Genomic DNA, 26,833 nt, shown 5'->3' with positions numbered 1-26,833 from the left:
GCAAGGCGTTTCATCCTTCCTTCCATTGGCCTCCGTTTCTCGACAGGCTCGAAACGAACGGACGTAAGGATGCGATAAGGGCTGACAGGGCAGGGCGGGCGCTATAGAGCGCGCCGCCATGCACGGCTGGATCATCCTCGACAAACCCCATGGCCTCGGCTCGACCCAGGCGGTCAGCGCAGTGAAGCGCGCGCTGCGGACCCAGCGCGAGGTGCTGGGCGGGACGGAGAAATGGAAGGTCGGCCATGGCGGCACGCTCGATCCGCTGGCGACCGGGGTGCTTCCGATCGCGATCGGCGAGGCGACCAAGCTCGCCGGCCGGATGCTCGACAGCGACAAGATCTACGATTTCACCATCGCCTTTGGCGCACAGACCGATACGCTCGACCTGGAGGGCAAGGTCATCGCGGAGAGCGATGTGCGCCCGACGCTGGCGCAGGTGGAAGCCATCCTGCCGCGCTTCACCGGTCCGATCGAACAGGCGCCGCCCGCCTATAGCGCGATCCTGATCGACGGACAGCGCGCCTATGACCTCGCCCGCAAGGGGGAGCAGGTGGAGATGAAGACGCGATCGGTGACGATCCATGAACTATTCCTCCCCGGAACGGGGAGGGGGACCGCGTCGCGCAGCGACGGGGTGGAGGGGCAGGCGTCGCTGGATGCGACTTTGGATGGGCAGGATATGGGGGGCGTGCCCCTCCACCATGCTTCGCATGGTCCCCCTCCCCGTGCCGGGGAGGAATTGGCCTCCGTCACCTTGCGTGCCCATGTCTCCAAGGGCACCTATATCCGCTCCCTCGCCCGCGACATCGCGCTGGCGCTCGGCACGGTCGGCCATGTCACCATGTTGCGGCGGATCAAGGCCGGGCCCTTCACCCTGGAAACCGCGATTTCGCTGGACAAACTGGACGAAGCTGCTAGGGGCGGCGACATCGGCGAGCTTATGCTCCCGTTGACGGCAGGGCTGGACGATATCCCGGCTCTTGCAGTCTCTCCCGATGAAGCATTGGCACTCCGACAGGGGAAGATGCTCATGGGGAAACCGCACACCGGTCTCCTGCTGGCGATGTTGGGCGATACGCCCGTCGCGCTGGTGGAGTCCAGTGGCCCGGAGATCCGGGTGGTGCGCGGCTTCAATCTCTAGATACGAAAGGAAGCCCGATGTCGATCACTGCAGAGCGCAAGGAAGCGCTGATCAAGGAACATGCCCGCGTCGAAGGCGACACCGGTTCGCCGGAAGTCCAGGTTGCGATCCTGTCGGAGCGCATCTCGAACCTGACCGAGCATTTCAAGGGTCACCACAAGGATAACCACAGCCGTCGCGGCCTGCTGATGCTGGTCAACAAGCGTCGTTCGCTGCTGGACTATCTGAAGAAGAAGGATGCGGCTCGCTACACCGACCTCATCACCAAGCTGGGCCTGCGTAAGTAAGCCTGCTAATAAGGGACGGCCCCATTCGGGGCCGTTTCCGATTCTAACGGACGTCCTTTTGGGGATGTCATTCGGGACGGGCGCAATCCGGCGCCCCGTTTCGTTTCAGGGGCCACACGATGCTCCACAACCGCCGCGGACCGGTTTCGTCCGCATATGAGGCCCCGCCCGGCAATAGGGCCAGGTGGGCAAAGGAACATATATGTTCGATGTAAAGAAAGTTTCGATCGAGCTGGCCGGCAAGACGCTGACCCTCGAAACCGGCCGGATCGCGCGTCAGGCCGACGCCGCCGTGCTGGCAACCTATGGCGAAACCGTGGTGCTGTGCGCCGTGACCGCCGCCAAGTCGGTGAAGGACGGCCAGGACTTCTTCCCGCTGACCGTTCACTATCAGGAAAAATATTCGGCCGCGGGCCGCATTCCGGGTGGCTTCTTCAAGCGTGAGCGTGGCGCCACCGAGAAGGAAACCCTGGTTTCGCGCCTGATCGACCGTCCGATCCGTCCGCTCTTCCCCGAAGGCTTCTACAACGAAATCAACGTCATCGCCCAGGTGATGTCGTTCGATGGCGAGAGCGAGCCCGACATCGTCGCGATGATCGCTGCTTCCGCTGCCCTGACCCTGTCGGGCGTGCCCTTCATGGGCCCGATCGGCGCCGCCCGCGTCGGTTACAAGGATGGCGAATATCAGCTGAACCCGTCGCTGGACGAAGTGAAGACCGGCGAACTCGACCTGGTCGTCGCTGCCACCAGCAACGCCGTGATGATGGTCGAATCCGAAGCCAAGGAACTGTCGGAAGACGTCATGCTCGGCGCTGTCCTGTTCGCCCATGAAGCGAGCAAGAAGGTCGTCGACGCGATCATCCAGCTGGCCGAAAAGGCCGCCAAGGATCCGTGGGAAATGGCCAAGGGCGACGATCTCGGCGCGCTGAAGGGCAAGCTCAAGGATCTGATCGGTGGCGACATCGCCGCCGCCTACAAGCTGACCGACAAGTCGGCCCGCTCGAACGCCCTGAACGAAGCCCGCGCCAAGGCGAAGGCGATGTTCACGGAAGACGGCCTCGACGCGCAGACCGTGATGGCCGGCATCAAGCTGACCAAGAAGCTGGAAGCCGAGATCGTCCGTGGCGCCATCCTGAAGGACGGCCAGCGCATCGACGGCCGCACCACCACCCAGATCCGTCCGATCGAGGCGATGGTCGGCTTCCTGCCGCGCACCCATGGTTCGGCCCTGTTCACCCGTGGCGAGACGCAGGCGATCTGCACCACCACGCTGGGCACCAAGGACGCCGAGCAGATGATCGACGGCCTCACCGGCCTGCACTATGAAAACTTCATGCTGCACTACAACTTCCCGCCCTATTCGGTCGGTGAAGTGGGCCGCTTCGGTGCGCCGGGTCGTCGTGAAGTCGGCCATGGCAAGCTCGCCTGGCGCGCGCTGCACCCGGTGCTGCCGACCAAGGACGAATTCCCCTACACCATCCGCGTTCTCTCGGACATCACCGAGTCGAACGGTTCCTCGTCGATGGCCACCGTCTGCGGTGGTTCGCTTTCGATGATGGACGCGGGCGTTCCGCTCAAGCGTCCGGTGTCGGGTATCGCCATGGGCCTGATCCTGGAAGGCAGCGACTTCGCCGTCATCTCGGACATCCTGGGTGATGAAGATCATCTCGGCGACATGGACTTCAAGGTGGCTGGCACGGAAGCCGGCATCACCACCATGCAGATGGACATCAAGGTTGCCGGCATCACGCAGGAAATCTTCGAGACCGCCCTGCGCCAGGCCAAGGAAGGTCGCGCCCACATCCTGGGTGAGATGAACAAGGCCCTGTCCTCGACCCGCACCGAACTGTCGGCGCACGCCCCGCGCATCGAGACGATCCAGATCGACAAGTCGAAGATCCGTGACGTCATCGGCACCGGCGGCAAGGTCATCCGCGAGATCGTCGCCGAAACCGGCGCCAAGGTCGACATCGACGACGAAGGCATCATCAAGATTTCGTCGTCCGACACCGCCCAGATCGAAGCTGCCAAGAAGTGGATTCTGGGCATCGTCGAGGAAGCGGAAGTCGGCAAGATCTACACCGGCAAGGTCGTCAACATCGTCGACTTCGGTGCGTTCGTGAATTTCATGGGTGGCAAGGACGGCCTCGTCCACGTAAGCGAAATGAAGAATGAGCGCGTCGAAAAGCCGACCGACGTCGTGTCGGAAGGCCAGGAAGTGAAGGTCAAGGTCCTCGAGATCGATCCGCGCGGCAAGGTTCGCCTGTCGATGCGCGTCGTCGACCAGGAAACCGGCGAGGAACTGGAAGACACCCGTCCGGCCCGCGAACCGCGTGAACCGCGCGGCGACCGTGGTGATCGCGGCGATCGTGGTCGCGGCCCGCGCCGTGACGGCGGCGACCGTGGCGGTCGTGGTGGCGATCGTGGCCCGCGCCGCGACCGTGGCCCGCGCAGCGAAGGCAAGGGCGACGATGACGGCTCCAACGCCGGCCTGCCCGACTTCCTGACCCAGGACTGATCGGCAGCATCATCGCTGACAGGAAAAGGGGGCGTCCGGCTTGGCCGGGCGCCCCTTTTTCATGACGAATCCCGTCCGGGCTAATTTCGATCAAGGCGCGGGGGGCGACATCTGATACGGTCGCGTCACGGTTCCGGGGGAATGTCCATGCAACGCAGCAATGAGCGGTTTGTCGAGCGCCTGCCGCTCGTGCTTCCAAGACCGGTCTATGGCTATGCGCTGAGCCTGCTGCTCTGCCTGCTCGCCTGGCTTGCGCGTGTCGCAGCGGAAACGCTGCTGCCGGTCGGCTATCCCTTCGTCACCTTCTTCCCGGCGGTCATCCTCTCCTCCTTCCTGTTCGGGGTGCGGCCGGGCATCTTCGCCGCCGTCATCGGCGGGCTGCTGTCCTGGTATTGCTTCATCCCGCCCTTCTATGCGCTGGCCTTCAACCCCGGCGTCGCGATGGCGCTGATCTTCTACACGATGGTCGTGGCCGTCGACATATTGCTCATCCACTTCATGCAGCGCGCCAATTTCAACCTAGCGGTGGAGCGGGAGCGCAGCCGCGCCCTGGCCGAGAATCGCGAATTATTGTTCCGCGAACTCCAGCACCGCGTGTCGAACAATCTTCAGGTGGTGGCCGCCATGCTCTCGCTCCAGCGGCGCCAGATCGACAATGATGTCGCCCGTCGCGCGCTGGACGATGCCGCCGCCCGCCTCGCTTTGATCGGCAAGATCAGCCGCGCCCTCTATGATCCCTCGGGGCAGGGGCAGGAACTGCGCGCCTTCATGGTCATGCTCTGCGCCGATATCGTCGATGCATCCGGCCGCACCGATATCGATTGCACCATCTGCGCGCCCGATGGCCTGTCGCTCGAACCCGATGTCATCGTGCCGCTGGCGCTGATCGTGGCGGAATCGGTCAGCAACGCGATCGAACATGGCCTGCCCGATCGCGCGGGGCGGGTAGCGGTGACGCTGGAACAGCAGACGGGCGGCGCGCTCCAACTGCGCATCGTCGACGACGGGCGCGGCCTGCCGGACGGGACCATGCCCGACGGACCGACCAGCATCGGCCTGCGTATCGCCGTCGCGCTGGCGCAGCAACTGGGCGGCAGTTTCCGGCTGGAACCGGCGCCGGATGGCGGCGCCATGGCCTGCCTCGACCTGCCGCAACAGACGCGCTGACACGGCTTAACGTTCTGCAACATTCTGGCGCTTGGCGACGGCGATCCGCTCGGCTATGACCCGGCGCATGCTGACGAAAACCCTGACGCGCATCGGCGCGGCCACCACTCTGGTCCTGATCGCCTCGCCTGTGCTGACCGGCTGCTCCACATCAAAGAACAAGGCCGACACCCTCTACGTCGCCCGCGACGTGTCGACCCTCTACAACAGCGGCAAGGCCCGCCTCGATCGCGGCCAGTACAAGCTCGCCGCCGCGCTGTTCGATGAGGTCGAGCGCCAGCATCCCTATTCGCCCTGGGCGCGCCGCGCGCAGCTCATGTCGGCGTTCAGCTATTATATGAACCGCGACTATCCGGAATCGATCGCGGCCTCGCAGCGCTTCCTGTCGATCCACACCGGCAACAAGGACGCGCCCTACGCTTATTATCTGATCGCGCTGTGCTATTATGAGCAGATTGCCGACGTCACCCGCGACCAGAAGATCACGCAGCAGGCGATGGATGCGCTGGGCGAACTGATCCGCCGCTATCCCGACACCCGCTATGCTGCCGACGCCCGTCTGAAGGTCGACCTGGTGAATGACCACCTCGCCGGCAAGGAAATGGAGCTGGGCCGCTTCTACCAGCGCCGGGGCCAGTGGCTCGCCGCCACGCTGCGCTTCCGCACCGTGATCGACAAGTTCCAGACCACCACCCACACGCCCGAAGCGCTGGAGCGTCTGGTCGAATCCTATCTCTCGCTCGGCATCCCGGCCGAAGCGCAGAAGGCCGCCGCCGTGCTCGGCCGCAACTATCCCGGCACCAAATGGTATGAGCGCAGCTACAAGCTGATGCAGCAGCATCCGGTCAAGAGCTGAGGCGCACGCTTTATTTGTTCCCCTTTTGTGCGATGGCAGGTAGACAGGCGCCATGCTGATCTCGCTTGCCATCCGCAATGTCGTGCTGATCGAGGCGCTGGACCTGGAGTTCGGCGCCGGCCTGTCCGTCCTCACCGGTGAAACCGGCGCGGGCAAGTCGATCCTGCTCGATTCGCTGGGGCTGGCGCTCGGCGCCCGTGCAGACAGCGGCCTTGTCCGGGCAGGGGAGGCGCAGGCCAGCGTCACCGCCAGCTTCGATCCGCCGCCCGCCGGTCATCGCGCCGCGCTGCTGCTGGCCGACAATGGCATCGAGATCGATCCGGGCGAACCGCTGCTGATCCGCCGCACGGTCAAGGCCGACGGCGGCAGCCGCGCCTTCATCAACGACCAGGCCTGTTCCGCCGCGCTGCTGCGCGATCTGGGCGGTGCGCTGGTCGAGATCCACGGCCAGCATGACGATCGCGGCCTGCTCAACGCCCGTGGCCATCGCGCCCTGCTCGACACCTATGGCCGTTGCGAGGCGGAGGCGGTCGCCACCGCTCATGCCGCCTGGCGCAGCGCTGCTGCCGATCTGGCGCAGGCGCGCGAGACGATCGCAACGGCCGCGCGCGATCGCGACTATCTCGACCATGCCGTCGCCGAACTGTCCAAATTCGCGCCCGAGGCCGGCGAGGAAGCGACTTTGGCGGAGGAGCGCGCGACCATGCAGAAGGGCGCGCGCCTGTCCGATGATCTGTCCGCCGTCACCGATTGTCTGACCGGCTCGGATGGCGGTCTTGCCCAGTTGCGGCAGGCCGCCCGCCGGCTCGACCGGATCGCAGGCGAATATGAGCCGCTCTCCGCCGTGCTGGAGGCGCTGGACCGCGCCGTGATCGAAGCGGGCGAGGCGGAGGACAAGCTGGCCGAGGCGGCCGAAGCGCTGAGCTTCGACCCCGCCCGGCTGGACGCGATCGAGACCCGGCTGTTCGACCTCCGGGGTCTCGCCCGCAAGCATCAGGTCGCGCCCGACGATCTCGCCGCGCTGCGTGACGAGATGGCCGCGCGCCTCGCCGCGATCGAGGGTGGGGAGGAGCATATCGCCGCGCTCGAAGCCGATGTCGCGCAAAAGGCCGCAACCTATCGCGCCGCCGCCCAGGCGCTGTCGGCCGAACGCCAGTTGGCCGCCGGCCGGCTCGATGCGGCGGTCGCGGGCGAACTGGCGCCGCTGAAGCTTGACGCCGCCCGCTTCCGCACCGTCGTAGCCCCGCTCGACGAAGGGCAATGGAGCGGCGCTGGCATGGACCGGGTCGAGTTCGAGATTTCGACCAATCCCGGCGCGCCCTTCGCGCCGCTCGCCAAGATCGCCTCGGGCGGGGAACTGTCCCGCTTCATCCTCGCGCTCAAGGTCGCGCTGGCGGAGCAGGGCGGGGCCGACACGTTGATCTTCGACGAGATCGACCGGGGCGTCGGCGGCGCGGTGGCCGATGCGATTGGCGAGCGCTTGTCGCGCCTGGCGCAGAGCAACCAGATCCTCGTCGTCACCCACAGCCCGCAGGTCGCGGCGCGCGGCGCCGGCCATATGCTGATCGCGAAATCCAGCGACGGCACGGTGACACGCACCGGCGTCCATGCGCTGAGCGATGGCGAACGGCGCGAGGAAATCGCCCGCATGCTCTCCGGCGCGGAAATCACCGCCGAAGCGCGCGCACAGGCGGAACGGCTGCTGGAAGCTTGAGGCTTGCCAATTCGCGCGTTTCACATACCGTTCGGGCTGAGCGAAGTCGAAGCCTTCACCTGAGCGAAGCGAAGGCGCCTCGCTCCGCTCGGCGCGTCCTTCGACTTCGCTCAGGACGAACGGAGGGGATAGGATAGCCGCATGACCCATAATCGCAGAGACATGCTCGGCCTCACCGCCGCCACGCTGGCTGCAACTGCCATCCCCGCCACCGCGCAGGAGGCAAGGCCGCGCTACGGCCTGATCGGCCAGATGCTCAGCACGCCGGGCAAGCGCGACGAACTGGTCGGCTATCTCAAGGATGCGATCGGGGCGATGCCCGGCTGTCTCTCCTATGTCGTTGCGCTCGACACAGCCAATCCCGACGCGCTCTGGATCACCGAAGTCTGGGACAGCCGCGAGAGCCACGCCGCTTCGCTCAAGCTCCCCGCCGTCCGCGCCGCCATCGCCAAGGCGCGCCCGATCATCGCCGGCTTCCCCCAGCATTTTGAAACCGTGCCGGTGGCGGGAATCTGAAGTGGGCGTTAAGGCATCCCCATGACCGATCCCGCCAGCCTTACCGAAGCCGAAGCCGCCAACCGCCTGATGCGCCTTGCCAGGGAGGTGGCGAAGCATAACCGCCTCTATCATGACCAGGACGCGCCGGAGATCAGCGACGCGGACTATGACGCGCTGATCCGCGAGAATAACGCGCTCGAAGCGGCCTTCCCGCATTTGATCCGCGCCGACTCGCCCAACGCGCAGGTCGGCGCTGCCGCCACCTCGGCGCTGAAGAAAGTGCCGCACGCGGTCCGCATGATGAGCCTCGACAATGGCTTTGCCGACGAGGATATCGTCGAGTTCGCCGCCCGCGTCCGCCGCTTCCTGGCGCTGGCTGAAGACGCGCCGGTGGCGATGACCGCCGAACCGAAGATCGATGGCCTGTCCTGTTCGCTGCGGTACGAACAGGGCGAGCTGGTGCTGGCCGCGACCCGTGGCGACGGCACCACCGGTGAGGATGTGACCGCCAATGTCCGCACCATCGCCGACATCCCCCAGCGCCTGACCGGCGAAGCCATCCCCGACCTGTTCGAGGTGCGGGGCGAGGTCTATATGGCCAAGGCGGATTTCGTCGCCCTCAACCAGCGGCTGCTGGACGAGGCGGAGGATGCCGACAAGGCGCGCCAGTTCGCCAATCCGCGCAACGCGGCCGCCGGATCGCTGCGCCAGAAGGACGCCAGCGTCACTGCCAGCCGTCCCTTACGTTTCCTCGCCCATGGCTGGGGCGCCCATAGCGCGCTGCCCGCCGACACCCAGTTGGGCGTGATGCAGGCGATTGCGAGTTGGGGTCTGCCCGTGTCCGACATGCTGGTCTGCGTCGATAGCATCGACGCGATCCTGGCCCATTATCGCGCGATCGAACGCGCCCGCGCCGACCTGCCCTTCGATATCGACGGCGTGGTCTACAAGGTCGACCGGCTCGACTGGCAGCAGCGGCTCGGCTTCGTGGCCAAGGCGCCGCGCTGGGCGATCGCCCATAAATTCCCGGCCGAACGCGCCCAGACCACGTTGGAGGCGATCGACATCCAGGTCGGTCGCACCGGCAAGCTGACCCCGGTCGGCCGCCTGACCCCGGTGACGGTCGGCGGCGTCGTCGTCTCCAACGTCACGCTGCACAATGCCGACGAGATCGAGCGGCTGGGCGTGCGGCCGGGCGACCGCATCGTCGTCCAGCGCGCCGGCGACGTCATCCCGCAGGTGGTCGACAATCTGACCCGTGACGAAGTGCGCGACCCCTTTCCCTTCCCCACCCATTGCCCGGTCTGCGGATCGGAAGCGGTGCGCGAGGAGGAGGAAGTCGATTATCGCTGCACCGGCGGCCTGATCTGCGCCGCCCAGCGGTTCGAGCGGCTGCGCCATTTCGTCAGCCGCGCCGCGCTCGATATCGAGGGGCTGGGCGAAAAGACGATCGAGGAATTTCTCGATCTTGGCTGGATCAAGGAGCCGGCCGACATTTTCCGCCTGCGCACCCATGCCGGCGAACTGCTGGGGCGGGAGGGCTGGAAGGAAAAGTCGGTCGACAATCTGCTCGCCGCGATCGAGGCGAAGCGCGCGCCAGACGCCGCCAAGCTGCTGTTTGGCCTCGGCATTCGCCATGTCGGCGCCGTCACCGCGCGCGATCTGCTCAAACGCTACACCACGCTTCCCGCGCTGCGCACCCTGGCGGACGAGATCATTGCCCTGCGCGATCAGGAGCATGAGACCCAGGCGAAGAAGGACAAGGCGATCGCCGAGCATATCGGGGTCGAGAATGTCGGCGCCGCCGTGGGCCATGCGCTGGCCGATTTCTTTCACGAACCCCATAATATCGAGGCATGGGACGATCTGCTGAGCGAAGTGTCTCCGCCCGATTATGTCGTCGAGACCACCGCCAGCGCCGTCACCGGCAAGATCATCGTCTTCACCGGCAAGCTGGAGACGATGAGCCGCGACGAGGCCAAGGCACAGGCAGAGCGGCTGGGCGCCAAGGCGGCGGGATCGGTTAGCGCCAAGACCGATCTGGTCGTCGCTGGCCCCGGCGCGGGATCGAAGCTCAAACAGGCGACGGCGCTCGGCATCGAGGTGATTAGCGAACAGGACTGGGCTGACATCGTCAGGGCGGCAGGCTAGAGCATTTTCGAAGCAGATGGTATCATCTGCTGGCTCGGAAAATGCGGAAAATAAAAGGAAAGTAGAGCATAATCCATTCAGAATGAATGGATTATGCTCTATAGGGCGATCATCATGTCAAACAGCAACAACAGTGGCACCGTCCTGGTCGACGGCGCGCATTATGATTGGGAAGTGCGGCGCGAACCGCAATGGAGCGATGCGGATGGCTGGCGCGGCATGACCGTCGCCCTGCAGCAGCAGGGGACGCAGCGCGGCGCCGTGCTGGAATTTCCGCCGCCCAAGCGCCTGCTCAAAGGACTGGCGCGCGGCCGGCTCCAGATCAACGATGCCATCGTCGCGCGCGGCGTGCGCGCGGCGCTGGCGGCCGGCTGGGAACCGGAATCGCGCGGCAAGCCGATGCAGTTCATGGTCGACGCCGACGGCAATTGATGCCGGCGCCCCGGCGCGGGCGCTATCGTTCACACAAATTTACCCAATCTTATCGCGTGGGGGCGTAGGGCAGGGGGATGATGGGGCAGGGCAGGACGCGATTGCAGGAACTGGACGCGTTGCGTGGCATCGCGGCCTTTTCCGTGCTGCTCTTTCACTATTTCAACATCTATCCCAAGCTCTTCCCGCAAGGGCATCGCCTGCCGCCTTTGTTCGAACATGGCGGCTATGGCGTGCTGCTCTTCTTTGCGATTTCCGGCTTCGTCATCGCCTTCTCGCTGGAAGGGACGCGCAGTGCCGCCGATTTCTCGGTCAAGCGCTTCGCCCGGCTTTTCCCGGTCTATTGGGCGGCGATGGCGCTCTCGATCGGCATCGTTCTGCTGCTCGGCGCCGGTCAGTTGCTGCCGCCCGCCTGGGTGATCCCGGTCAACATGACGATGCTGCAGGGTTATTTCTATTTGCCCGCGGTCGATGGCGTCTACTGGACGCTGGGCGTGGAACTCGCCTTCTATTGCTGCATGCTGGCGATCTGGATGGGGCGCGGCTTTGCCCGGCTCGAATGGCTGCTGCTCGGCTGGCTGGCGATCAAGGCCGCGATTGCCGGCTGGCACGCGATGCCCAGCCGCCTCGTCATGCTGCTGGTGCTCGACTATATCCCCTTCTTCATCATCGGCATGCTCTTCTACCGCATCTGGTCGGGGCATCGTCGCTGGGGGCAACAGGCGCCCTTCTTCGTGGCGGCGCTGGCGACGATCGCCTGGGCCGACCCGCGCGAATATCTGGTCGCGGCGCTGCTGGTGATGGCGATCTTCGCCGCGATGCTGCGCGGCTGGCTGCCCTTCCTGCGCCATCGGCTGCTGCTCTGGCTGGGCGCGATCAGCTACGCGCTCTACCTCATCCACCATAATGCCGGGCTGGCGATCATGAATCTGGTCGACCGCGCCGGCCTGTCGACCTGGATCGGCTTCCTGCTCGCGACGGCTGCCTCGCTGCTGCTGGCGAGCGCGCTCACCTATGGCGTGGAGCGTCCCGCCGCCCGTCGCATCAACCGCTGGTGGCGCGACCGCACCGCGTCGCAGGGCCAGCGCGCCACCCAGGCCGGTTAGGCGGCCTCGACCTCCCGCGCGTCATGCGCCCGGCGCGCGTCCATGATCGCGCCGACATGGCCCTCGGCCCAGCGGGTGATCTGGTCCAATATGCCGATCAGCCCCTGCGCCATCTCCGTCAGCCGATATTCCACCGTCACCGGCACCGTGGCATAGGCGGCGCGGCTCACCAGCCCGTCGCGTTCCAGGCTTTTCAATGTCTGCGACAGCATCTTCTGCGAGATCGCGCCGATCCGCCGACGCAGATCGTTGAACCGCACCGGCCCGTCCTTCAACGTCAGCATCACCAGCACCGCCCATTTGTCGCCGATCCGGTCCAGCACATGGCGGGTCGGGCAATCGGGATCATAGGCGTCGCCGATCCGGGGCAGGGGCGTGGGCGCAGTCATGGCAGGCGGTTTCCTCGGCGTAACCAGGTGATGGCAAAGTGCCTTCTTGCGATCATGATATCCTAATCGCTATCTGGTTTCCATTGGTAACTACCCATGGAGAATGGAACATGAAGATCGCGATCATCGGCGGCAGCGGCCGGGCAGGGCGGGAAATTAGCGCGGAACTGGCCCGTCGCGGGCATCAGGTGACGGCAATCTCGCGCCATCCCGAAAATGCGGTGCAGGACGTCGGCATCACCGCCGTCGCTGGCGACGTCAATGATGCGGCTGTGCTCAGTGCGCTGCTCGCCGGCCATGATGTGGTGGTGAGCGCCGTGATGTTCGCCGACACCGATCCGGCATCGCTGGTCGGCGCGGTGCGGGCGTCGGGCGTGGCCCGCTATCTGGTGGTCGGCGGCGCCGGCAGCCTGGAGGTCGCGCCGGGCGTCAAGCTGATCGACACGCCGGAATTTCCCGAAGCCTATAAGGCCGAAGCCGGCCGGGGCGGCGATTTCCTCACCTATCTGCGCGGCGTGGCGGATCTCGACTGGACCTTCCTCTCGCCCTCCGCCCTGTTCTTCGTCGGCGATCGCAAGGGAACATTCCGTCTCGGCACCGACCAGTTGCTGGTCGATGGCGAGGGCCATAGCAGCATTTCCTATGCCGACTATGCCATCGCGCTCGCCGATGAAATCGAAGCGCCCAAGCACATCCGCCAGCGCTTCACCGTAGGCTATTGATGAAATTCCTCCCCAAGCTTGGCTTGGGGAGGGGGACCGCCACAGGCGGTGGAGGGGCCGGTGCGTGACCTTGCATCATGCCCCTCCGTCCGTGCTTCCCGTTTCTCGACAAGCTCGAAACGAACGGAAGGGGTGTCAGGCCACCCTCTCCAGCTTGTCCTGCGTCTTCGTGGCAAAGTCGCCGGCGTCATGCCGCTCGTGCAGCTGATCCTCCAGCGGCCCGTTGGTCTTGTTGACGATCCGCCCGCGCTTCACCGCCGGGCGCGCATCGATCTGGTTCGCCCAGCGCAGCACATGCGTGTAGCTGCCCGCGTCCAGAAATTCCGCCGCGCCATAGACCCGGTTCAGCAGCACGCCCGCATACCAGGGCCACACCGCGATATCGGCGATCGAATATTCGTCGCCGGCCAGATAGTCATTCTCCGCCAGATGCCGGTCCAGCACGTCCAGCTGCCGCTTCACTTCCATCGTGTAGCGGTTGATCGGATATTCGTATTTTTCCGGCGCATAGGCGAAGAAATGGCCAAAGCCGCCGCCCAGGATCGGCGCGCTGCCCATCTGCCAGAACAGCCAGCTCAAGGTCGCGGTGCGCTTGGCCGGATCGGTCGGCAGGAATTTGCCGAACTTCTCGGCCAGATAGAGCAGGATCGCGCCGGATTCGAACACGCGCTGCGGCGGCGACACGCTATGGTCCATCAGCGCGGGGATCTTGCTGTTGGGATTGACGTCGACAAAGCCGCTGCCGAACTGGTCGCCATCGCCGATGCGGATCAGCCAGGCATCATATTCGGCCTGCGTGACGCCCGCCTCCAGCAATTCCTCCAGCAGGATCGTCACCTTCTGTCCATTGGGCGTGCCCAGCGAATAGAGCTGGAGCGGATGCGGGCCGACCGGCAGTGCCTTGTCATGGGTGGCGCCGGCGATCGGCCGGTTGATATTGGCAAAGGCGCCGCCCTTATCCTTGTCCCAAATCCAGACGGCGGGCGGGGTATAGCTGTCGGTCATGCGGGCATCGCTCCGATAAATCTCTGATGCCCGGCAGGTAGGAACGGCGCCCGCCCGCCGCAACCGAGCGCCGCTCAACCGCTGTTGATTATTTCTGCTAATCCGATGCTTGCGTCCGCACCACCAGTATGCTGACCGGCGACTGGTGGATGATCGCCGACGCATTGGACCCCAGCAGCTTGGATGTGAGCGAGGGCTGGTGCGATCCGATCACCACCAGGTCGGCCTTCAGCCGCGCCGCCTCGCTCAGCACCTCGTCGCGCACCCGCCCGCGCCGGGTCAGGAAATGGGTGCGATCGGGCGCCAGCCCGGCCTCGCTCGCCCATGTCTTCATCGCCGCCAGCGCATCGCGCTCCTCATTCTCGTCGAAACTGCCGTCCAGCAGCTCGGAATAGCGGGTCGGCAGATAATAGCGGACATAGAGCAGATGGACGACGCCCTGGTTCCCCGCCACATCGGCCGCGCCGGCAATGGCGGCACGGGCGAGGTCAGGGGCGTTGACATCGACGGCGGCGACGATCGTGGCGTAGGACATGGCGCTCTCCTCTTATCGCTTATGCGCCGTCCAACCACCGACGCGCGCGCGGGGTGCCCCAGTCATCAAAGATTCCCGACCCGACATGAATAAGGACATGCCGCAATCGCCGGGCAATGGGGGAGGGGGCAGGCACGGCCATTCCCACCCGTCGCTGAGATGGCGGAGTGGGGTGGGAAGCTGGCCACCTGTTTCACAGTGTCATCCCCGCGCAGGCGGGGATCCATCTCACCAGCTTCGGACCAGATGCGAGGTCAGGAGATGGATTCCCGCCTGCGCGGGAATGACGGATTTGGGTGGGAACAAGACATTCCTCCCCGGCACGGGGAGGGGGACCGCTCGCGTAGCGAGTGGTGGAGGGGCACAGGCCGGATAGCTCAGCGCCAAGAGGCTCCTGCCCCTCCGTCAGCGCTTCGCGCTGCCACCTCCCCGTTCCGGGGAGGAATGTCCGCTTCTGGTCGTTAGCTGTCAAAGCCGGATATCGTCATTGCGAGCGGAGCGAAGCAATCCACTGGCGCGAGATGGATTGCTTCGCTCCGCTCGCAATTGTCTGTTTGAGATAGGCTATGGCTGTGTGATCCGCTGAGGATGCGCCGGGCCGGGTGGCCACCCGGCCCGGCGCGCGGCCGGATCGACCGTCTCGCAATAGGGCTCGTCGCCCGTCGTCATCATGGTCGTCCGGCCGCTGTCTTGCAATGCTTGATGAGTTGAAGGGGCTGCCCTCGCGCATGCCCGCAGACAATCGCAAGCCTGTCAGGAGCCTGCCCATGATCACCCCCACCTGCTTTATCGGCTGCGATGTCGGCAAAAAGGAGATCGCCGTCTTTCACAGCAATGGCGGCGCCAGCTACATCCTGCCCAACCAGCCTGAAGCGTTGGCGCGTTTCGTGCAAACCCTCGATCCGGGCTGCCTCGTCCTGTGCGAGGCGACCGGCGGCTATGAAGCGGCCCTGTTGGACGCCCTGTATAGCGCCGGCCATGCCTGCCACCGCGCCGATGCACGCAAGGTGAAGGCCTTCATCCGTTCGCTCGGCACGCTTGCCAAGACCGATGCCATCGACGCGCGTATGCTCGCCCGCTACGGGCAGGAACGCCATGATCGCCTGGCCCGATGGAAGCCCTGGCCGGCCGAGCAGCAGAAGCTGCACGCCCTCGTCATGGCGCGACGCGATATCGTCGCGGCCATCACCGCCTGGAACAATCGCACAAAGGCCCCCGGCGCCGCGGACATCCAGCCGCTCATCGATCCCATCGTCCACAGCTTCAGGACCCAGCTCAAGGCCATCGACGGCGCCATCGCCACCCTCGTTCGGCACAGCCAGATCGCCGCAAGGGCTCGCACCCTGCTCGCCATCCCCGGCATCGGCGCCACCACCGCCTACAGCCTGCTTGCCCTCATGCCCGAGTTGGGCACCCTCTCGCGTAAACAGGCCGCCTCCCTCGCCGGCCTTGCGCCCCATCCCCGCCAAAGCGGATCAAAGGACGCCTATCGCCGCGTCAGGGGCGGCCGACCCGCCGTCCGAAACGCCATCTTCATGGCCGCACTCGCCGCCGTCCGATCTCACCCCCTCATCAAGCCCTTCTACCAACGCCTCATCCAAAACGGCAAAAAGCCTATCGTCGCCATCACCGCCGTCATGCGAAAGCTCATCACATTCGCAAATGCCGCACTCAAACTGAGTTGATGACGGGAGATGCTCGCTTCGTGTCACCCTGTCCTACATGCCCGATTTCTGATCTACCCTGCGCGATGGACCAGCGCCTTTCTTCGCATCGCCGCCTCTGCCTCGCCTGTAGCCTCATCGATGCGCGGCAGGGGCCTATGTGTCGCGTTACCGTCGCTTCGCCGCCGCATGACGGGCGCGCGCCACTGACCCGCACCCCCACACCCCCGACGCGCGACAGGCGCGTAGTCGACGCGTTCCCGGCGCGTTGGCGGTGCAAAGACCCCGGAAGCCCCGTTTACACTGTGAACTTCGACAGGCGCGTGGCCCTGTGCTGCTACCCGCCGGCCGCCTGTCGCGTCGCAATCCCCGTGCGGTCCGTCGCGCCCGGCATGACGGGGCGGGGCGATTGCGCTATGGCCTGCGTGCCGTCCCGATCGATCGCCGATCCATCGGGACGGCGAAAATTTTTATCCCGTCCCGCCCTTGACCGGCGAAACGACTTTTCCATATGCATGCCGCTAGCACTCTCCATCTGCGAGTGCTAACAATGAGAGAGTTCATCGGGAGAAGGACAAGGCGGGGCACAATATCGCACGGGGACATTCCTCTTGCGGGCCGCGCCGGACCCATCCCAGCACAAAGGGAAAGGCAATCATCATGGCATTCCGTCCGTTGCATGACCGCGTTCTCGTTCGCCGCATTGAAGCGGAAGCGAAGACGGCCGGTGGCATCATCATCCCCGACACCGCCAAGGAAAAGCCGCAGGAAGGCGAAATCGTCTCCGTCGGTTCGGGTTCGAAGGCCGAAGACGGCAAGGTCACTCCGCTGGACGTCAAGGCCGGCGATCGCGTGCTGTTCGGCAAGTGGTCGGGCACCGAAGTCAAGGTCGACGGTGAAGACCTGCTCATCATGAAGGAATCGGACATTCTGGGTATTGTCGCCTAAGCGATTTCCGGAATTTCGGTTTTCCATTTTTCCCTATTTTTCGAAGGAATTAGATCATGGCAGCGAAGGACGTAAAGTTTTCGCGTGACGCTCGTGAGCGCATCCTGCGCGGCGTCGACATCCTGGCCGACGCGGTCAAGGTGACCCTGGGCCCGAAGGGCCGCAACGTCGTCATCGACAAGAGCTTCGGCGCCCCCCGCATCACCAAGGACGGCGTCAGCGTCGCCAAGGAAATCGAACTGAAGGACAAGTTCGAGAATATGGGCGCCCAGATGGTCCGCGAAGTTGCTTCGAAGACCAACGACATCGCCGGTGACGGCACCACCACCGCGACCGTTCTGGCCCAGGCCATCGTGCGCGAAGGCATGAAGTCGGTTGCCGCCGGCATGAACCCGATGGACCTGAAGCGCGGCATCGATCTCGCCGTCGCCAAGGTTGTCGAGGACATCCAGTCGCGCTCGAAGCCGGTTGCCGGTTCGGCCGAAGTGGCCCAGGTCGGCATCATCTCGGCCAATGGCGACAAGGAAGTCGGCGAGAAGATCGCCGAAGCCATGGAAAAGGTCGGCAAGGAAGGCGTCATCACCGTGGAAGAGGCCAAGGGTCTCGACTTCGAGCTGGACGTTGTCGAAGGCATGCAGTTCGACCGCGGCTACCTGTCGCCCTACTTCATCACCAACCCGGAAAAGATGGCCGTCGAGCTGGCTGATCCCTACATCCTGATCCACGAGAAGAAGCTCTCGAATCTGCAGTCGATCCTGCCGATCCTGGAAGCCGTGGTTCAGTCGGGCCGTCCGCTCCTCATCATCGCCGAGGACATCGAAGGCGAAGCGCTGGCGACCCTGGTCGTCAACAAGCTGCGCGGCGGCCTGAAGGTTGCTGCGGTCAAGGCACCGGGCTTCGGCGATCGCCGCAAGGCCATGCTGGAAGACATCGCCGTCCTGACCAAGGGCGAAGTGATCTCGGAAGACCTGGGCATCAAGCTCGAAAACGTCACCCTGGGCATGCTGGGCACCGCCAAGCGCGTCACCATCGACAAGGACAACACCACCATCGTCGATGGCGCCGGTGATGCCGACTCGATCAAGGGCCGTACCGAGCAGATCCGTGCGCAGATCGAAGTCACCACTTCGGACTATGACCGTGAAAAGCTGCAGGAACGCCTGGCCAAGCTGGCTGGCGGCGTTGCCGTCATCAAGGTTGGCGGTGCGACCGAAGTCGAAGTCAAGGAGCGCAAGGATCGCGTCGACGACGCCCTGCACGCGACCCGCGCTGCCGTCGAAGAAGGCATCGTCCCCGGTGGTGGCACCGCGCTGCTCTACGCGACCAAGGTTCTCGAAGGCGTCGCTGGCGCCAATGACGACCAGACCCGCGGTATCGACATCGTTCGCAAGTCGCTGACCGCGCTGGTTCGCCAGATCGCCGCCAACGCCGGCCATGACGGTGCTGTCGTCTCGGGCAAGCTGCTCGACCAGACCGACACCTCGTTCGGCTTCAACGCGTCGACCGACACCTATGAAAATCTGGTTGCCGCCGGCGTCATCGACCCGACCAAGGTCGTGCGCACCGCGCTCCAGAACGCTGCCTCGGTTGCTGGTCTGCTGATCACCACCGAAGCCGCGGTTTCGGAACTGCCCGAAGACAAGCCCGCCATGCCCGCCATGCCGGGTGGCATGGGCGGCATGGGCGGCATGGACTTCTAAAAGCGATCGTAGCGGGTGGGCAACGCCCGCCCGCGGTTCGATCGCGACTTCAAAGAAGTTCTCGCTCACGCGACAAGAAAGGGGCCGGTGGAGCAATCCACCGGCCTTTTTCATGCCTGTCGTTTCCGCTGTCCTACAGCCTGTTTCCGGCCCCATATGACGGTGCCTTGGCCGGGGAGGAGAGGGGGATATTGTTGATCGGGCAGCGGAATTGATCTGCTTTGGTGGGCATCTGGTTTACCAAATCTCAAGGCTGATCCGCCACTATGCTGGCACGTGTCACGCCTCGTCCGCCATCTGTGCGCAGTCCTGCGCGCGCGCTTTGCGCCCCGTACCCAGCAGAATGCTGAGGTACAGGACAGCCTCGTCAAGGCGCTTTATGCCTCCCCGGCATCGCTGCTTTCTGGCGCGATTTCAGGAGGTTCGCTCAGTATCGTGATCGCCTGGCAGGCCCATGTTCTGACCATGCACATCATCGCCGCGCTGGTCCTGATCGTGGGAATCAGTCGCTCCATTTCGGCCGTCTATTTCCAGCGCGCGCTGGCGCATCAGGATGGTCCGGCGCGTCCGATCTGGGGGGTCGCCTATGAAATGGGGGCCTGGATCTATGCCGCGCTGCTCGGGCTGCAATCGCTCGCGACCCTGACGATCAGCCAGGATGCGACCCTGCATGTGCTGGCCGTCGGCATGGTCGCCTCTTATGCGGGCGGCATTTCCGGGCGCAATGCCGGCCGGGTCCATGTCGCGGTCGGCCAGACCTGCTTCACCATGCTGCCGACCTCCATCGGCCTGCTGATCGCGGGCGGCGTCGGCTATGTCGTGCTTGGTGTGCTCTGCTTCCTGATGATCTTCGCCATGGCGGAAATCACCAAGACCACGCACCGCATCGTGCTGGAAGCGATGCAGGGCAAGCAGGAGAAGAGCAACCTTGCGATCAAGTTCGAGCGGCTGGCCCGCTATGACAGCCTGACCGGGGTGGAAAACCGCATGGCGATGCAGATGCGGCTGCGCGACCTGTTCGACAATCGCATTTCCGATGCGGATCAGACCGCCGTCCTGTGGATGGACCTCGACCGGTTCAAGGAAATCAACGACACGCTGGGCCATATCGTCGGTGACCAGCTTCTGTGCCAGGTGGCCGAGCGGCTGACCCGTGCGCTCGACCGGCGCGGCCATGTCGCGCGCTTCGGCGGCGACGAGTTCGTGCTGATCTGCCCCGGCGTCAGCCGCATCCAGGCCGAAGTGATCGCGGGCGACATCACCCGCATTCTGGCCGGCGATTTCGAGGTCGGCGGTCATCATCTGACCATCTCCGCCTCGATGGGCATTGCCGTCGCACCGGAAGATGGCGCTGATGGCGACGAACTGCTGCAGCATGCCGATCTGGCGCTCTACAAGGCCAAGCATGCCGGCCGAAACCGCCATGCCCAGTTCGACTGGACCATGAAGGAGCGGCAGAACCGCACCTATGAGCTGGAGACCGGGCTGCGCAGCGCGCTCGCCAATGGCGAGCTGCAACTTCATTATCAGCCGATCTTCGATACCGAGACTGGCCGGATCACCATCTGCGAGGCGCTGATGCGCTGGCAGCATCCCGAACTGGGCTGGATTTCCCCGGCAGAGTTCATCCCGATCGCCGAAAGCTCGGCCCTGATCGAGCCGATGACCAACTGGGCGCTGGCACAGGCGTGCCGCGACGCGATGGGCTGGGACGAGGATATCCGGGTTGCGGTCAACATCTCGCCCGCGCTCATCAAGACCGACGGCCTGCCGCGCGCGGTCATCTCCGCGCTGCTCCAGTCGGGGCTAAAGGCCCGCCGGCTGGAGCTGGAAGTCACCGAATCCATCTTCCTGGAAGATGATCGCCGCACCCATCTGATCCTGAGCGAATTGCGCCGTATCGGCCTGCGCCTGGCGCTCGACGATTTCGGCACCGGCTATTCCTCGCTGGGCGCGCTGCGCACCCATGAGTTCGACACGATCAAGGTCGATCAGAGCTTCATGCGCGGCGTCGGCGAAAATTCCCGCGACCGCGCTATCGCCCAGTCCGTCGCCTATCTGGCCCGCGCGCTGGAGGTGGAGACGGTGGCTGAGGGGATCGAGACCGAGGAACAGTTGCGCTACGCCCGCGAAACCGGCTTCACCAACGTTCAGGGCTTCGTCCTCAGCCGGCCGGTCCCGATCGGCGAGTTGCAGGCCCTGCTCAACCGCAACAGGGCCGATATCCATGACATGGCGGCGCTGATCCGCCAGCGCCGCCTGGCCTGATCCTTATTTGGTCAGGCGCGTCTGGGCGGACGCCAGCCGGCGCATCATGCGGATATCCTTGAGGTCGGTCTTGAGCGCCGAAGCGGCCCAATTCTCGACAATATCCTTCAGTTCGTCATGGTGCAGCGGATCGACCCGTCGCCCGGCTTCATAGACGCCGACATGGCCGGCATGGTGCGGGCGATTGCGGGCGACGAAATCGCGCACCGCCGCTTCACCCTCGCCATCCTCCACCAGCGTATGGACGATGCCCATGTCGAACATCTCTTCCGCGGTGAAGACCTTGCCCGACAGGATCATGCGCTCGGCCGCCAGCCGGCCCAGCTTGCGCGACAGGATCGAATAGGCGCCCATGCCGGGGAACAGGCCGAACAGCATTTCCGGCAGGCCGAAACGGGCGCTGCGCTCGGCGATCACCACGTCGAAACAGAGCAGCGCCTCGAACCCGCCGCCCAGTGCGTCGCCCTGCGCCAGCGCGATCGACACCACTGGCATGTCGCCGTTGCGCCAGGTGCGATGGACCACGTCGATGCAGGCATGGCCATATTGGACCAGACCGGGCAGGTCGCCGCGCTCGATGCAGCCGGCGAACAATTCCAAGTCGCCGCCCAGATTGAACACGCCGGGGAAGCGGGAGCCGGCGACCATATATTTGACCGGCAACTGGCCAGCATCGAACAGCCGCTTGGTCTCGGCATACCAGTAGCGGACGTCGCGCAGCATGGTCATGCTGAAATTGGGTCTATTGGCCGGCGTCATGAACGCCCAGAGTGTTTCGGATTCGGCCTCCCACTGCACGTCGATCTGGCCCAGGTCGAACAGTTGGGAAGGGGCGGGGGATGACGTTACGGCATCCTCGCCAAAGCTTTCGATCTCGAATGCCGCTTCGACCTCGGTCGCGCGCTCGTCAGCTGCACTAAAGCGTCCTGAATCAATCATGTGCGCCCCATTTTTCTCTTGAATCTGAACCTTCGACGGTCGGCGCTTATGATGCAGTGCGGGACAAATAGTTGACAGATCATTAACCATTTTTATCCGCAACTGTTGCCCGGAAAGCGCGGTAAATGCGCCGAAATGGAGATTGTTGTTGCGATATCGCAACAGAAATTTTCGTTTCCCCTTTTCAGCCCGTCTGCTCAGCCCTTTGTTAACCATTGTTAATTAGAGCGATCGCATGGACATGCATCGCCTTCCGGCCCGCAAGAATGTGACACTCACGCTACAGGATGCGCAGGGCCAGCCCTGGACCTTGCGCCTGTCCACCGATTGTCTGCGCTTCATCGGCCGCTATCGCCGGGTCGAGGGGTTCGATATCGACGCGATGACCCTGTTCGACGGCGTCCGCCGGGCCGGCTGAAACGGCGCTCCGGCCGCGCTGCTCTTGTGCGCGCGGGCGTTCGCTCCTAGAGCGCGGCGATGACCAAGCCCCGCTTTTCCTTCTCGATCGCCGCCACCGACGGCAAGGCCCGCACCGGCGCGATCCAGATGCGCCGCGGCGAGATCCGCACGCCGGCCTTCATGCCGGTCGGCACCGCCGCCACCGTCAAGGCGATGCGCCCGGCCGAAGTGCGCGCCACCGGCGCCGACATCATCCTGGGCAACACCTATCATCTGATGCTGCGCCCCGGCGCAGAACGCATGGCGCGGCTGGGCGGCCTGCACGGCTTCATGGGCTGGGACCGGCCGATCCTGACCGACAGCGGCGGCTATCAGGTGATGAGCCTCAGCGCCCTTACCAAGATGAGCGAGGAGGGGGTCGCCTTCTCCAGCCATCTCGACGGCTCCAAGCATATGCTCAGCCCCGAGCGCTCGATGGAAATCCAGCGGCTGCTCGACAGCGACATCGTCATGGCCTTTGACGAATGCACCAAGAATGGCTGCACCCATGACGAGGCCGCCAGGTCGATGGAGCGATCGATGCGCTGGGCCAAGCGCTCGCGCGACGGTTTCGATGCGGGCGGCGACCATGCCGATCGCGCAGCCCTGTTCGGCATCCAGCAGGGCTCGCTCAACGAAGGGCTGCGCAAGATTTCGGCGGAAAAGCTGATCGAGATCGGCTTTGACGGCTATGCCGTGGGCGGCCTTGCGGTGGGCGAGGGGCAGGAGGCGATGTTCGCCACGCTCGACTTCGCGCCCGACATGCTGCCGCAGGACAAGCCGCGCTACCTGATGGGCGTGGGCAAGCCCGACGACATCGTCGGCGCCGTGGAGCGCGGCATCGACATGTTCGATTGCGTGCTGCCGACCCGGTCGGGCCGCAATGGCCAGGCCTTCACCTGGGCCGGCCCGCTCAACATCCGCAACGCCAAGTTCAACGAGGATCTGGGCCCGCTCGATCCGCGCTGCGGCTGCCCGGTCTGCGCGACCTGGAGCCGCGCCTATCTCCATCATCTGGTGAAGTCGGGCGAGATGCTGGGCGCGATGCTGATGACCCAGCATAACATCCATTTCTATCAGGAACTGATGCAGGGCCTGCGCGACAATATTGCGGCCGGCACATTGTCGACCTTCACGGCAGATTTCCGCCGCGACTATCAGCGGGTCTGACGGTTTTTCAGGGAATGACGCTGATCGCGATGCTGTAGCGGCCCGCTTCGGCATCATGATCGAGCGGGGAACGGAGCTGGCGCGACAGGCCGGTCAGCACCCGGCCATAGCGTTCGTTCAGCAACAGCGTCATTTCCGGCCCGGCGCGCAGCGCGGGCGACGCCATCTGCAACAGGGCGCGGTCGTTCCGATCGGCCTCCAGATGCACCGATATCCGCATCGTCGCGCGCGGATCGGACAGCATCGCCAGTTCGACCAGTTCGGTCACCAGGAAGGCGACCGGAACGGCGACATCCTGGCTGATGTGCAGATCATCGTCGCTGTCGATCTGGATGCCGAAACGGCGCGCCTCATGCGGGGCAGTGCCGCGCAGGCTGGCGGACAATTCGCTGATCAGCGGACGCACGCCGACGCCGCGATTGTCCTCCAGCTCGGCAAAATGGTTGCGATGGACGACCGACAGCGCATCGACCCGGCGCTGGATCGATCCATAGGCCGAAACTGCTTCGGGCTCATGCGCCGACCGGGCATGCAGGCTGATCAGGCTGGCGATGATCTGCAGGTTGTTCTTGACCCGATGATGCACCTCGCGCGTCAGCTTGCGCTGGGTGTCGAGCGCGGCGGCCATTTCCGACTCATGGGTGGCGACATCCTCGCTGATCTCGCGGAATGTGTCGCCCAGGTCGCTGATCTCGTGCGCGGGGGTGCGGATGCGCCGCAACGGCTCCAGCACTTCGCCGGGCTGATAGGCGGCAACTTGGCGCCGCAGCAGCACCAGCGGGCGGATAAGCAGCCGATTGACCACGAACCAGCCGATCGCCGCGGCCGCGAACCACATCACCAGCGGCAGGAACAGCGACAGCAGCCGGGCGATCGTCGCGGGCGGCTCGCGCACCGTCATGGTCAGCAATATGTCGGGCGGGTCGAGCCGGGCGGACAGGCTGCTGCTATGGCCGTCGATCCGGCTGCCGGGGCGACTGACGATCATCTGCCGCTCGCCCTGGCGCAGGCTCAGTTGCCGGTTCTGCAGCGCGGTGGCCGGATCGGCGACGCTTTCGAGATGCGGCCGCGAATAATAGGCCAGCGCCGCGACGCGGTTGTCATGGCTGTGGGTGCGCGACAGCAGGAAGTCGCCGGACGACAGCAGTTCGACGCGCGGACCGATGAAACGGCGCGCGGGCGGAATGCCGGCCGGCTCTGGCGTGGTCGATCCGCACAGCTTCTTGCCCGATCGGTCATAGATATAGAATCGGATGCCGTTCCGGTCCTGCGCGGTGAGGAAGAAGGAGAGGCGGTTGCAGATTTCGCCGTCCGCCTTGCCATCGGCCAGCGCGTTGACGGTCAGGCCCAGCGCGGTGCGATCGGCGTTGAGATCAGCGGTTAGCTTGCGCGCGCTCTGCGTCACGGCGACGCGCAGCAACGCCTCCTTCTCCAGGTCGGCAGTGCGGATCGCCTGCAACGACGCCACCAGCGCGATCAGCCCCAGCGGCAGCAGCGCGAGCGTCAGGATGAGGAACATCTTGACGCCGGTGGACCGGAGATAGACGCCGAACATGGTCATGGGGGATCGAGAGGGTCCTTGTATGGGCGGCAGGGAAATGCCGCCCCGACCAGCGTTGATCAGTCCAGTTTGCTGAGCAGGTCCAGCATTTCGGCGGGAATATCTTCGTCGACCGTGCGCTGATAGACGGACTTGAGTACCTGGGACACCTGGGCCTCGTCCTTTTTCGCGGCCGCGCGGCGCTTGCGTGGTTCGGGCGCAGTCTTCATGTCGCGGTCGCGGATGGTCGTGCCGACGTCAATATCCCCTCCCATCCTGTCCCGTTCCGTTGTTGAAGAAACCAAAATCAGCCCCTTTGAAGCTAAATCCGTGACGCCAGCCTGTCCGCTATTTCGCCGCAACGCATAGCGGCGTCAATTCACCAAGCTGGGCAAATTTCACCAAAAAGCTGTTACCGTCGAAAAAACCGAACGAGAGTGAAACAAATCTTGGTGTCGATGGTTCCGGCATTCGAAGCATTTTTTGCACCGTCGGTCATTCGGCGGCAGGGGGAGAGGGGCTTGCCAGCGCGGCATCGTCATCCCATCCTCCGGCGAGCCGATGTTTCGGACAACAGGCCCGACAGGGCAGGGAGAAGACTTACCGATGTCGCTTGGACAGCAACTGCACCCCCATCTTCCTTTCTTGCGGCGCTATGCGCGCGCGCTGACGGGCAGCCAGACTCATGGCGACGCCTATGTGCGCGCCACGCTCGAAGCGATCGTCGCTGCGCCAGAAGAATTTCCCAGCGGTGTCGATCCTCGCCTCGGCCTTTACAAGACCTTCCATGCGATCTGGTCGTCCTCGCATCTGGATGACGAGCCCGGCTTCTCGGGATCGATCGGGCAGGAGGCGATCGCCCATGCCCGATTGGCCCGGCTGACCCCGCTGCCGCGTCAGGCGCTGCTGCTGACCGCGCTCGAAGGCTTCACCACGGAAGATGCCGGCTATCTGATCGGCCTCGACACCGCCGATGTCGAAGCCCTGGTCGAGGAAGCGCTGGAGGAGATCGAGGCGCAGACCCGTGCCAAGGTCCTCATCATCGAGGATGAGCCGATCATCGCGATGGATATCGAGACGATCGTGCGCGACCTTGGTCATGACGTGACCGCCATCGCCGTCACCCGCGAGGATGCGGTGCGCGAGGCGCTGGCGGAGCGGCCCGGCCTGGTGCTGGCCGATATCCAGCTGGCCGATGATTCGAGCGGCATCGACGCGGTGAAGGACATTCTCGCCGAATTCTCGGTGCCGGTGATCTTCATCACCGCCTTCCCCGAACGGCTGCTGACCGGCGAACGGCCCGAGCCGACCTTCCTCATCACCAAGCCGTTCCAGCGCTCGACGGTCAAGGCCGCGATCTCGCAGGCGCTTTTCTTCGACGAAGCGACCGCCCCGGCCTGACCTGTCTTCCCGCCGGCCGATCCTTTGTGACGGTCGGCGGAACCCTCCCGGCTTTAACGCGTTAAATATGCGTAACGATTCGGAGAGGGCTGATGGCCGACGAGGAGCAGCATATCTCGACGCAGGACGCACGGGGCGGCGCCACGCCGCACGTCGTTCGCTATGTGCTGGGCATTTCGCTCGCACTGGCCGTGATCGTGATGCTGCTGGTTCTCTGGCGGTAAGGCAGTGGAAAAAATGG

25 protein-coding genes are annotated in these 26,833 nt (G+C 64.7%); 19 read left to right on the top strand and 6 right to left on the bottom strand.

The annotated features are described in order from the left end of the window. The first annotated feature begins 118 nt into the window (after positions 1-118). The 10 genes from truB to E5554_RS19465 all read left to right on the top strand — a co-directional run bounded on the left by truB (position 119) and on the right by E5554_RS19465 (position 11,873). The gene (truB, locus tag E5554_RS19510; protein WP_136187805.1) at positions 119-1,144 is read left to right on the top strand and encodes a tRNA pseudouridine(55) synthase TruB; all 1,026 of its coding nucleotides are present in this window, start codon (positions 119-121) and stop codon (positions 1,142-1,144) included. A gap of 17 nt (positions 1,145-1,161) precedes the next feature. Beyond that, positions 1,162-1,431 carry a 30S ribosomal protein S15 gene (gene rpsO, locus E5554_RS19505; protein WP_010337408.1) on the top strand — a complete coding sequence of 90 codons (270 nt, stop codon included), beginning with the start codon at positions 1,162-1,164 and terminating at the stop codon, positions 1,429-1,431. Between the two features lie 202 nt (positions 1,432-1,633). Then, positions 1,634-3,949: a polyribonucleotide nucleotidyltransferase gene (pnp, locus tag E5554_RS19500; RefSeq protein WP_017499908.1), complete on the top strand. Its 2,316-nt coding sequence runs from the start codon at positions 1,634-1,636 to the stop codon at positions 3,947-3,949. Positions 3,950-4,096: 147 nt separating this feature from the next. After that, positions 4,097-5,116: a histidine kinase dimerization/phosphoacceptor domain -containing protein gene (locus E5554_RS19495; RefSeq protein WP_136187804.1), complete on the top strand. Its 1,020-nt coding sequence runs from the start codon at positions 4,097-4,099 to the stop codon at positions 5,114-5,116. A 67-nt stretch (positions 5,117-5,183) separates the two neighbouring features. Beyond that, positions 5,184-5,972, top strand: a complete 789-nt coding sequence (locus E5554_RS19490) for an outer membrane protein assembly factor BamD (protein WP_037492082.1) — start codon at positions 5,184-5,186, stop codon at positions 5,970-5,972. A 52-nt stretch (positions 5,973-6,024) separates the two neighbouring features. Further along, the gene (recN, locus tag E5554_RS19485; protein WP_136187803.1) at positions 6,025-7,686 is read left to right on the top strand and encodes a DNA repair protein RecN; all 1,662 of its coding nucleotides are present in this window, start codon (positions 6,025-6,027) and stop codon (positions 7,684-7,686) included. A gap of 141 nt (positions 7,687-7,827) precedes the next feature. Further along, positions 7,828-8,202, top strand: a complete 375-nt coding sequence (locus tag E5554_RS19480) for a putative quinol monooxygenase (protein WP_136187802.1) — start codon at positions 7,828-7,830, stop codon at positions 8,200-8,202. 21 nt (positions 8,203-8,223) lie between these two features. Further along, entirely contained in the window at positions 8,224-10,335 is a 2,112-nt protein-coding gene (ligA, locus tag E5554_RS19475; RefSeq protein WP_136187801.1) for an NAD-dependent DNA ligase LigA, read from the top strand. Between the two features lie 114 nt (positions 10,336-10,449). Further along, on the top strand, positions 10,450-10,767 hold the full coding sequence (locus E5554_RS19470) for a hypothetical protein (RefSeq protein ID WP_004211293.1): 318 nt from the start codon (positions 10,450-10,452) through the stop codon (positions 10,765-10,767). Positions 10,768-10,844: 77 nt separating this feature from the next. After that, positions 10,845-11,873 (top strand): acyltransferase, encoded by a 1,029-nt coding sequence (locus E5554_RS19465; protein ID WP_136187800.1) that lies wholly within the window; start codon positions 10,845-10,847, stop codon positions 11,871-11,873. On the opposite strand, the gene E5554_RS19460 is transcribed toward E5554_RS19465, so the two are convergent. Further along, positions 11,870-12,262 carry a helix-turn-helix domain-containing protein gene (locus E5554_RS19460; protein WP_136187799.1) on the bottom strand — a complete coding sequence of 131 codons (393 nt, stop codon included), beginning with the start codon at positions 12,260-12,262 and terminating at the stop codon, positions 11,870-11,872. The genes E5554_RS19465 and E5554_RS19460 overlap by 4 nt on opposite strands. A 110-nt stretch (positions 12,263-12,372) precedes the next feature. Between E5554_RS19460 and E5554_RS19455 the strand changes: the two genes are divergently transcribed. Beyond that, positions 12,373-12,984 carry an NAD(P)-dependent oxidoreductase gene (locus E5554_RS19455; RefSeq protein WP_136187798.1) on the top strand — a complete coding sequence of 204 codons (612 nt, stop codon included), beginning with the start codon at positions 12,373-12,375 and terminating at the stop codon, positions 12,982-12,984. A 135-nt stretch (positions 12,985-13,119) separates the two neighbouring features. Here E5554_RS19455 and yghU read toward each other — a convergent pair whose 3' ends face one another. Continuing rightward, complete coding sequence (gene yghU, locus E5554_RS19450) at positions 13,120-13,989, bottom strand: glutathione-dependent disulfide-bond oxidoreductase (RefSeq protein WP_136187797.1); 870 nt, start codon at positions 13,987-13,989, stop codon at positions 13,120-13,122. A 97-nt stretch (positions 13,990-14,086) separates the two neighbouring features. Beyond that, positions 14,087-14,524: a universal stress protein gene (locus E5554_RS19445; protein ID WP_136187796.1), complete on the bottom strand. Its 438-nt coding sequence runs from the start codon at positions 14,522-14,524 to the stop codon at positions 14,087-14,089. Between the two features lie 602 nt (positions 14,525-15,126). Here E5554_RS19445 and E5554_RS19435 point away from each other — a divergent pair. The 4 genes from E5554_RS19435 to E5554_RS19420 all read left to right on the top strand — a co-directional run bounded on the left by E5554_RS19435 (position 15,127) and on the right by E5554_RS19420 (position 21,104). Next, the gene (locus tag E5554_RS19435; protein WP_247594309.1) at positions 15,127-16,209 is read left to right on the top strand and encodes an IS110 family transposase; all 1,083 of its coding nucleotides are present in this window, start codon (positions 15,127-15,129) and stop codon (positions 16,207-16,209) included. A 639-nt stretch (positions 16,210-16,848) separates the two neighbouring features. Further along, positions 16,849-17,136: a co-chaperone GroES gene (groES, locus tag E5554_RS19430; RefSeq protein WP_004211301.1), complete on the top strand. Its 288-nt coding sequence runs from the start codon at positions 16,849-16,851 to the stop codon at positions 17,134-17,136. A gap of 56 nt (positions 17,137-17,192) precedes the next feature. Further along, complete coding sequence (gene groL / locus E5554_RS19425) at positions 17,193-18,836, top strand: chaperonin GroEL (RefSeq protein WP_004211302.1); 1,644 nt, start codon at positions 17,193-17,195, stop codon at positions 18,834-18,836. A gap of 276 nt (positions 18,837-19,112) precedes the next feature. Further along, on the top strand, positions 19,113-21,104 hold the full coding sequence (locus tag E5554_RS19420; RefSeq protein ID WP_136187794.1) for an EAL domain-containing protein: 1,992 nt from the start codon (positions 19,113-19,115) through the stop codon (positions 21,102-21,104). A gap of 3 nt (positions 21,105-21,107) precedes the next feature. Here the strand turns inward: E5554_RS19420 and E5554_RS19415 are convergent, their stop codons facing one another. Further along, on the bottom strand, positions 21,108-22,043 hold the full coding sequence (locus tag E5554_RS19415; RefSeq protein ID WP_004211306.1) for a crotonase/enoyl-CoA hydratase family protein: 936 nt from the start codon (positions 22,041-22,043) through the stop codon (positions 21,108-21,110). A gap of 235 nt (positions 22,044-22,278) precedes the next feature. On the opposite strand from E5554_RS19415, the gene E5554_RS19410 reads away from it, so the two are divergent. Together E5554_RS19410 and tgt are read left to right on the top strand one after the other, a co-directional pair. Further along, positions 22,279-22,461, top strand: coding sequence for a hypothetical protein (locus tag E5554_RS19410; RefSeq protein ID WP_004211308.1), 183 nt, complete (start codon positions 22,279-22,281; stop codon positions 22,459-22,461). Positions 22,462-22,520: 59 nt separating this feature from the next. Continuing rightward, positions 22,521-23,651 carry a tRNA guanosine(34) transglycosylase Tgt gene (gene tgt / locus E5554_RS19405; RefSeq protein ID WP_099234149.1) on the top strand — a complete coding sequence of 377 codons (1,131 nt, stop codon included), beginning with the start codon at positions 22,521-22,523 and terminating at the stop codon, positions 23,649-23,651. A gap of 7 nt (positions 23,652-23,658) precedes the next feature. On the opposite strand, the gene E5554_RS19400 is transcribed toward tgt, so the two are convergent. Together E5554_RS19400 and E5554_RS19395 are read right to left on the bottom strand one after the other, a co-directional pair. Beyond that, positions 23,659-25,212 carry a sensor histidine kinase gene (locus E5554_RS19400; RefSeq protein ID WP_136187793.1) on the bottom strand — a complete coding sequence of 518 codons (1,554 nt, stop codon included), beginning with the start codon at positions 25,210-25,212 and terminating at the stop codon, positions 23,659-23,661. Between the two features lie 59 nt (positions 25,213-25,271). Further along, on the bottom strand, positions 25,272-25,466 hold the full coding sequence (locus E5554_RS19395; RefSeq protein WP_037511289.1) for a NepR family anti-sigma factor: 195 nt from the start codon (positions 25,464-25,466) through the stop codon (positions 25,272-25,274). 331 nt (positions 25,467-25,797) lie between these two features. Here E5554_RS19395 and E5554_RS19390 point away from each other — a divergent pair, with 331 nt between their 5' ends. Beyond that, positions 25,798-26,592: a response regulator gene (locus E5554_RS19390; RefSeq protein ID WP_004211315.1), complete on the top strand. Its 795-nt coding sequence runs from the start codon at positions 25,798-25,800 to the stop codon at positions 26,590-26,592. Positions 26,593-26,684: 92 nt separating this feature from the next. Beyond that, complete coding sequence (locus E5554_RS23520) at positions 26,685-26,816, top strand: hypothetical protein (protein WP_004211316.1); 132 nt, start codon at positions 26,685-26,687, stop codon at positions 26,814-26,816. Positions 26,817-26,833: the final 17 nt, after the last annotated feature.

Source organism: Sphingobium sp. PAMC28499, from assembly GCF_004795815.1.
GTDB classification, from domain to species: Bacteria; Pseudomonadota; Alphaproteobacteria; order Sphingomonadales; family Sphingomonadaceae; genus Sphingobium; species Sphingobium yanoikuyae.
This window is presented reverse-complemented; position numbering and strand designations above follow the sequence as displayed.